The organism is Amycolatopsis sp. NPDC059021, from assembly GCF_042739895.1.
GTDB lineage: Bacteria > Actinomycetota > Actinomycetes > Mycobacteriales > Pseudonocardiaceae > Amycolatopsis.
Window position 1 is genome coordinate 89624 of the sequence record NZ_JBHYIQ010000004.1, and the last position, 8120, is coordinate 97743.

Annotated in this window: 5 protein-coding genes; 2 read left to right on the forward strand and 3 right to left on the reverse strand. The window is 67.7% G+C overall.

The genetic code is table 11. The features are described 5' to 3' along the window. Positions 1-125 precede the first annotated feature (125 nt). The 3 genes from ACFWX1_RS03215 to ACFWX1_RS03225 all read right to left on the reverse strand — a co-directional run bounded on the left by ACFWX1_RS03215 (position 126) and on the right by ACFWX1_RS03225 (position 6040). Positions 126-2591 (reverse strand): transglycosylase domain-containing protein, encoded by a 2466-nt coding sequence (locus ACFWX1_RS03215; RefSeq protein WP_378383279.1) that lies wholly within the window; start codon positions 2589-2591, stop codon positions 126-128. Between the two features lie 169 nt (positions 2592-2760). Then, positions 2761-5568, reverse strand: a complete 2808-nt coding sequence (locus ACFWX1_RS03220) for a transglycosylase domain-containing protein (protein ID WP_378383281.1) — start codon at positions 5566-5568, stop codon at positions 2761-2763. Between the two features lie 67 nt (positions 5569-5635). Beyond that, positions 5636-6040, reverse strand: coding sequence for a DUF5318 domain-containing protein (locus ACFWX1_RS03225; RefSeq protein WP_378383283.1), 405 nt, complete (start codon positions 6038-6040; stop codon positions 5636-5638). A 252-nt stretch (positions 6041-6292) separates the two neighbouring features. Between ACFWX1_RS03225 and ACFWX1_RS03230 the strand changes: the two genes are divergently transcribed. Next, entirely contained in the window at positions 6293-6841 is a 549-nt protein-coding gene (locus tag ACFWX1_RS03230; RefSeq protein WP_378326594.1) for a PadR family transcriptional regulator, read from the forward strand. 70 nt (positions 6842-6911) lie between these two features. Next, positions 6912-8000 carry an inositol-3-phosphate synthase gene (locus tag ACFWX1_RS03235; RefSeq protein WP_378383285.1) on the forward strand — a complete coding sequence of 363 codons (1089 nt, stop codon included), beginning with the start codon at positions 6912-6914 and terminating at the stop codon, positions 7998-8000. The last annotated feature ends 120 nt before the right edge of the window (positions 8001-8120 follow it).

An 8120-nucleotide genomic window follows, 5' to 3' on the forward strand; every position in this document is an offset into this window, starting at 1 on the left:
CTAGCAAAAATCAAGCTCCACCTCTTATATAAACGCACCCCCCCAGAAAAACAAGCCCACATAAATAATCATAGGCGCGGCACTCCCCCCACACCCCCCCCCCCCCCTTCAGCAGTGGTTGTCGATCAGGTGTCGTCGCCGTCTCCCGGCAGCTCGATGGTCGACGTCGAGGGCCGGTGCGGCTTCGAGTGGCTCGGCCGCGACGGCCGCGTCGGAGTGGTCGTCTCCTCGGACGGCTTCGTCGGGGTGGTCGTCGGCGTCGTGTCGTTGTCGTCGTCGGGGTTCCGCGACGGCGACTGCGACGGGCTTGGCGTGTCGCCGATCGGCTTGACCGTGTCGAACCGTTCCGCCGGCTTGCCGTTCAGGTACAGCTGCATGAACTTCGCCCACGTCGGAGCGGCGATCGTCGATCCGAAGATCGGCTGGTTCTTCTTGTCGTGCAGCGGAATGTTCCCGTCACCGCCGACCCAGACCGCGGCCGAGACCGACGGCGTGTAGCCGACCATCCAGGTCTGTGCGTTGGAATCGGCCGCCGACGCCGGGTCGCCCGACTGCGGCGCGTACTGCTGCGTGCCGGTCTTGCCCGCGCATTCATGCCCTGACGGGCAGTTCAGCTTCGAGAACGAGATGACCGGCTTCAGCGACGTCGTCACGTTCCCGGCGATCTGCTTGGACTTGTCGGAATCGTTCGCGAAGGCGCTCTTGCCCGTGGTCTTGGCCTCGTACGCGGTTTCGTTCTGCGAGTTGACCACCTTCACGACGAAGTGGCGGTCACGCTGGACACCGCCCGCCGCGAACGTCGCGTAGGCCGACGCCATGTCTGCGGGCGACACCTCGGTCTTGCCGCCGCCGAGGGCGATGTTGTTGTCGCCGGTGAAGATCGTCGACTGGCCGCCCTCGTTCTTGGTCTTGATCCCGGCTTCCTGCGCCGCGGTCCCCACCGGGCCCGGATGGGTCTTGTTCATGACCATGTCGTAGAACACCGTGTTGGCCGAGATCTCCATGGCCTTCGCGACCGTACATTGTGGACCGCAGGTGGAGCCCGGCCCGGCGTTGCGGATCGTCCGGTTGTCGAACACCCGGTTGTTGGAGCCGTCGAAGGTTTCGTTGAGTCCCTTGCCCATCTTGAGGAACGCGACGAGGTCGAACGGCTTCATCGACGAGCCGGGGTTGCGGGCCTGGTTCGCCCGGTCGGGTCCGGCCTGCTCCTCGCCGTTCGGGCCCTTCACGGTTTCCGCGCCGCCGTAGTAGGCGAGCACGCCGCCCGTCTTGGGGTCGACGGCGACGAGCGCGCTCAGCAGGCGGTTGTCGGTCTGGCCCTGCATGCCTTCCTTGACCGCCTGCTCCGCGGCCTGCTGGGCCTTGGGATCGATGGTGGTCTGGACCTTGTAGCCGCCCGAGTAGTACTTGTCCTCGGTGATGCCCTGCGCCGCCAGTTCGTCCCTGACCTGCTGGGCGATGAACCGGTTCGGCGCGCCGGACTGCTGCTTGCTCTGCGCGAGCGGGATCGGCGTCGGGAACTGCGCGGACGCGCGCTCGGCCTGGGTGATGTAGTGGTTCTGCAGCATCCGGTCCATCGCGGTGGTCCACCGGTCGTGCGCGACCTTGTCGTTCTCCGACCGGCCCGGCTGCTGGATGAGCCCCGCGAGCAGCGCCGCCTCGGAGGCGTTCAGCTGGGCGGCGTCCTTGTGAAAGAAGGCCTGCGACGCCGCGCCGACGCCGTACGCCCCGCGCCCGAAGTAGATGATGTTCAGATACGCGGTGATGATGTCCTTCTTCTCGAACGTCTGGTTCATCTTGAAGGACTTGGCGAGTTCGGTCCACTTGCGCGTCAGGGTCGGCGCGTCGTTGTCGGTGGCCTTTTTGATGTACTGCTGGGAAATCGTGGAACCACCGCCGTCGCCGCCGGTGACCTGGTTGTACACCGCGCGGAAGATGCCGGTGACGTCGAAGCCGCTGTTGGTCTCGAACGTCGAGTCCTCGGTGGCGATCGCGGCGTGCTTCATCACGTCCGGGATCTGTTCCGGGGAGAGGATCTGCCGGTTCGTCCCGGACGGGCTGTCCTTGCCCATCTCGGTGCCGTCGGCGTAGAGAAAGGTGACGGCCTGGCTCTGCGAGCGGGCCACGTCGGTCGGCGAGGGGACGTCGACGGAGAAATAGGTGATCACGAAGGCGATCGCGGGTACCACCACGAACAGTCCGAAAAGGACATACGACGTGCGGCGGATCCGGCGCCAGCGGCGTTTCTTGCGCTGCGCGGGGGTGAGCGCGACACCCTGCCCGCCACCACCGGGAGCGGATTCCGGCGGCGGGGCGTCCATCCGTCTCCGGCGCGGTTCGAACTCCCCGGGTTCGGTCCCGTTGTGGACGTGATGGGTCATCAGCTCGGGCTCGCGGGCAGGCGGCCCGGACATCGGACGGCCCTGCGGGCGCTGCTGCTGGGGCGGCCGGTAGCCGGGCGGCGGCGGTCCCGGCCGCCGGGGCGGCATCCCGCCCGGCGGGGTACCCAGCTGCGGGGGGCCACCAGGGGTCGGACGACGCCATGGTTCAGGCTCTTGACCTGGCCAGGAGTGGGTGCGGTCGTCGTTCACGTGTGGTCCTCCGGAGGCGCGGGCGGGCTGCGGGCGCAGCCCTCCTTGTCAAGGAGGACGTATGAGGCAGGGGGCGGGTTCACTGGCCCACGGCAAAAAGTAAGGCGGGACGTGCGTCGCGCACGCCCCGCCTCACTGGGCTGTTCGGGCCGATTCTGCCTGGTCCCGCCTAATTCGGCGGCGCCGGTCCGCCGCCGTTGTGACCGCCGGAGCCACCGCCTCCGGTGCCGTTGTCACCGACGGGCGGGAAGATCCCGCTGGTCGGTCCCGGGCGCCCGGTGGACGTAGTGGGCCTGCTGCTCCGGGAAGTCGGAGTCTCCGTCTCCGACGGCGGAGTCGTCGGCGTTGTCGTCGGCGTCGGTGTGCTGGTCGGGGTGTTCGTCGGCGTGTACGTCGGGGTCGGCGTCGCCGTCGTCGGGTCCTTGCCGACCAGCTTGACCTGGGGGAACTTCTCCGCGGGCTTGCCCTTGAGATAGAGCTGCATGAAGTTCTGCCAGGTTGGACCGGCGATGGTCGAACCGTAGATCGGCTGGCCGTTCTTGCCGTGCAACGGCTTGTTGCCGTCACCGCCGACCCAGACCGCGGCCGACACCGACGGTGTGTAGCCCACCATCCAGGTCTGCGCGTTCCGGTCGTTGTAGGACGGCGGGTCGTTCGGCTGCGGGTCGTACTGCTGCGTACCCGTCTTGCCCGCGCATTCGTGGCCGGTGGGGCACTTCAGCTTCGAGTGCTGGATGACCGGCCCGAGCGACTTGGTCACGGTGCCGGCGATCTGCGAGCTCTTCCCCGCGTCGGGGTCGAACGCCGGCTTACCGGGATCGTTGACCTCGAATTCCGTCTCGCCGGCGGAGTTCTGCATCTTCGCCACGAAGTGCTGGTCCCGGCGCAAGCCACCGGCGGCGAAGGTCGCGTACGACGCGGCCATGTCCTCCGGAGTGGCGACGGTGGATCCACCGCCGAGGGAGATGTTGGCGTCGTCGCCCATCTTGGCCCGGCCCTCGGGTGCCAGCTTCATCCCGGCTTCCTTGGCCGCGTCGGCCACCGGTCCCGGATGGGTCTTGTTGAGCACCATGTCGAAGAACACGGTGTTGGCGGAGATCTCCATGGCCTCCGCGACCGTGCACTGGGTACTGCAACTGGAACTCGGGTCCGCGTTACGGACGACGCGGCCGCCGAGGTTCCGGTTGTTGGTCCCGTCGAAGGTGTCGCCGAGGCCACCGCCCATCTTGAGGAACGCGGTGAGGTCGAAGGGCTTCATCGACGAACCAGGGTTTCTGGCCTGGTTGGCTCTGTCCTGGCCGAGCTGATCCGTGCCGTTCTCGTCCTTCACGACCTCCGGCCCGCCGTAGTAGGCGAGCACGCCGCCGGATCTCGGATCGACCGCGACCAGCGCGTTCTTGAGATTCTCGTCGGTCTGGCCCTTCATCCCCTCCTGGACCGCCTGTTCGGCGGCCTTCTGGGCGGCCGGATCGATGGTGGTGTAGACCTTCGCGCCGATGGAGTAGAGCTTCTTCTCGTCGTAGCCCTTGGCTTCCAGCTCGTCCTTCATCCGCAGCTTGACGAAGTAGGGGACGCTGCCGCCCTCTTCCTTCTTGGCCTGGCTGAGCGGGATCGGCGTGGGGAACTGGTAGCTCGCGCGGGTGGCCTGGTCGAGCCACTTGTACTTCACCATCATGTCGAGCACGTAGTTCCACCGCTTGGTGGCGTACTCGGTGTTGCCCGACTTGCTCGGGCCCTGGATGAGCCCCGCCAGCAGCGCGGCTTCGGAAGCGTTGAGGTCCTTGACGTCCTTGTTGAAGTAGGCCTTCGACGCCGCCTGGATCCCGTTCGAGCTGCGGCCGAAGAAGATCGTGTTCAGGTAGGCGGTGATGATCTGCTCTTTGGACATCTGGTTGTTCATCTTGAACGACTTCGCCAGCTCCGTCCACTTGCGACTGAGCGTCGGCGCCTCGTTCTCGGTGGCCTTCTTGATGTACTGCTGGGAAATCGTCGAGCCACCGCCCTGGCCACCGGTGACCTGGTTGACGGCGGCGCGCAGGATGCCGAGGATGTCGAAGCCGCTGTTGGTTTCGAACGTCGCGTCTTCGGCGGCGTACACGGCGTGCTTGACCACGTCGGGGATCTGGCCCGGTTGCAGCAGTACCCGGTTGCCGCCCTCGGGGATGTCCTTACCCAGGACCTCGCCGTTGGCGTAGTAGTAGGTCACCGGCTGGTTCTGCAGTGCCGCGATGCTCTCCGGCGTCGGCACGTCGACCAGGAAGTACGTGATCACGAAGGCGATCGCGGGGATCACGAAGAAGATGCCGACGAACGCGTACGCGCACCGCCGGATGATCTTCCAGCGGCGCTTCTTGCGCTGCTTCGGCGTGAGCTGCTTCTTGCCCTTTTTGCCGTCCTCGCCGGGCTCGGCCTCGTCCTCGCCGCCCGCCGCGAACTCGTTGAAGCGCGCGTCCTCGTCGTCGTAGTCGTCACGACGGCGGTCGTCGTACCGGTCGTCGTAGCGATCGTCGTACGGGTCGTAGCCGAAGTCGGTGCCGTTGTGCACCTGATGCGTGATCAGGTCGGGTTCCCGCTCCGGAGGCGGGGGCGGCGGTGCCGGACGGCGACCCGGCGGCGGCTGGCGGAAGCCGCCGTTCTGCGGCGGCGGGCCGGGCGGGCGGCCACCCGGCGGCGGGCCCTGCCGTCGTGGCGGCATGCCCTGCTGAGGACGTTGCGGACGCTGCGGCCGCGCGGGCGGCTCCTCACCGGGCCACTGCGGTCCCGCGCCACCGGGCTCGTCGCCGGTCGGCCACGCGGGGCCACCGTTCTGGGGGGCGCCGTTCGGCCGCGCGGTCCCGCGCGGTGGGGTGCTGCGGCGCTGCGGGCGGCGCGGAGGTTCCTCGCCGGGCCACGCGGGCCCCGGTTCTTCCCCCGGCCAACCGGCACGGCGCGGTACGTCGGGCTCCTGGCTTGGCCAGGCGCTGCGGTCGTCGTTCACGAAGGGGCCTCCCAGACCGGCGTCTCGGGCAACACCGTTCTGTCCTCTGCGGCTGTTGTGGTTCTGATCACTGACCCGCAGTCCTCCGCGGGCGGGTCCGTGGCTGCTCCCCCGTGCCCAGGACGTACGACTGGACCAGGTGGTTCCAATGGCACGACCGGCACACCTCCACGTCGTATACGGTGAACTCGCCGAACACCCCGGCCATCCTGGCCAGTTCGTCGGGAGTACGCGCCGACCCCGAGACGTGCTTCAGTTCGTCGCCGTAGACCCAGGACACCAGGGTCAGCGGCTCCCTCGTGCGGCACATCGGGCAGGGCTGATCTCCCGCCCTGCCGTGGAACTTGGCCGCACGGAGCAGATAGGGGCTCGCGTCGCAGACCTCCAGGTCACCGACGCGTCCCGAGCGGACGCCCGCCAGCAGCGCACGGCGCTGCAAGGCGTAGTCCACTATCTGCCGCTGGTTTCGCACGAGCACAGACTACGGGTTCTTGCTGTGTGCCCGGCGGCCCATGCGGGTTCGGGGCTGCCGCGCTACCCCGACACGCCGAACCTTCCATAACTCTCTGGTGACTTTCGCCGGGTTCGCCCCGGGATAGGCAGGGTTAGCTACGCCACTCGGATGTATCGGCGCGATATAGTGGCCCGGTAGGTTGACGCGGCCCGGTGGCCCGCTCTGGAGCAACGCCGCCGGCCGTGGTTTGTTCCCGGAAGGGGGTGCGGTGTGCTGGAGCTCGCGATCCTGGGGCTGCTGCACGAGGCGCCCATGCACGGGTACGTGCTGCGCAAACGCCTGCACGAGACGCTCGGGATGTTCCGGACGTTCTCGTACGGCTCGCTCTATCCGACGCTGCGCCGCCTGCTCAGGGCCGGGTATCTGGTCGAGGAGCTCGACACGGCGGACGAAAGGGCGTGGTCCCGGCGCGGCAGGCGCGTGTACAAGCTGACCGCGGAGGGGAAGGAGCGGTTCGCCGAGCTGCTCGGCGACGCGGGCCCGCAGACGTGGGACGACGAGGGTTTCGGAGTCCACCTGGCGTTCTTCTCACGGACACCGGCCGACGTCAGGATGCGAATCCTGGAAGGCCGTCGCCGTCGCGTCGAGGAGCGTCGCGAGGGTTTGCGGACGGCACTGGCCAGGGCCGAGGAGAAGATCGATCGCTACACCCGCGAGCTGCACCGGCTCGGGCTGGAGACGAGCGAGCGGGAGGTGCGCTGGCTCAACGAGCTGATCGCGCACGAACAAGCTGAGCGGCGGGGCCCGGAGGGGACCTGAACCGTTCGCGCGCCGCAGCGTCGCGGCCGAAGTTCCACACGAGAAGAAAACGGATGAAGGAGTAACCGGCATGGGCGAGAACCGCCGCGTTCGGGTGGCCATCGTGGGCGTCGGCAACTGCGCGGCGTCGCTGGTCCAGGGCGTCCAGTACTACCGCGATGCGGATCCCGCCACGCGCGTCCCCGGTCTGATGCACGTCGACTTCGGCGGTTACCACGTCGGTGACATCGAGTTCGTCGCCGCGTTCGACGTCGACGCCAAGAAGGTCAGCCGAGACCTCTCGGAGGCGATCTTCGCCAGCGAGAACAACACGATCAAGATCGCCGACGTGCCGCCGCTGGGTGTCACCGTGCAGCGCGGGCACACCTACGACGGTCTCGGCCGCTTCTACCGCGAGACGATCGAGGAGTCCGACGAGTCGCCGGTCGACGTCGTCGCCGCGTTGCGTGACGCTCGTGCGGACGTGCTGGTGTCGTACTTGCCGGTGGGCTCCGAGGAGGCCGACAAGTTCTACGCGCAGGCCGCGATCGACGCGGGTGTGGCGTTCGTGAACGCGTTGCCGGTGTTCATCGCGTCCGACCCGGAGTGGGCCGCGAAGTTCACCGAGGCGGGTGTGCCGATCGTCGGTGACGACATCAAGTCCCAGGTGGGTGCGACCATCACGCACCGCGTGCTGGCGAAGCTGTTCGAGGACCGCGGTGTCCAGCTCGACCGGACGATGCAGCTCAACGTGGGCGGGAACATGGACTTCCTGAACATGAAGGAGCTGGAGCGCCTGGAGTCGAAGAAGATCTCGAAGACGCAGTCGGTCACCTCGCAGGTCGACCGCGAGCTCGGCAAGGGTAATGTCCACATCGGACCGTCGGACTACGTGCAGTGGCTCGACGACCGCAAGTGGGCCTACGTCCGGCTGGAGGGCCGCGCCTTCGGTGACGTGCCGCTGAACCTGGAGTACAAGCTCGAGGTGTGGGACTCGCCGAACTCGGCCGGGATCATCATCGACGCCGTACGCGCCGCGAAGATCGCGCTGGACCGCGGTATCGGCGGTCCGATCCTCTCCGCGTCCTCGTACTTCATGAAGTCGCCGCCGGAGCAGTACGACGACGCCACCGCGCGCGACGCCGTCGAACGCTTCATCCGCGGCGACGTCGAACGCTGATTCTTTCGCTTCAACGGTCCGTGGGGGGGGGGGGTTTGGTGGGGGGGGGGGGGGAGGTGGGGGACCCCCCCCACTAGCGCAAAGGGACACACCACACACGGGGAGCACCACAAGAGCTAG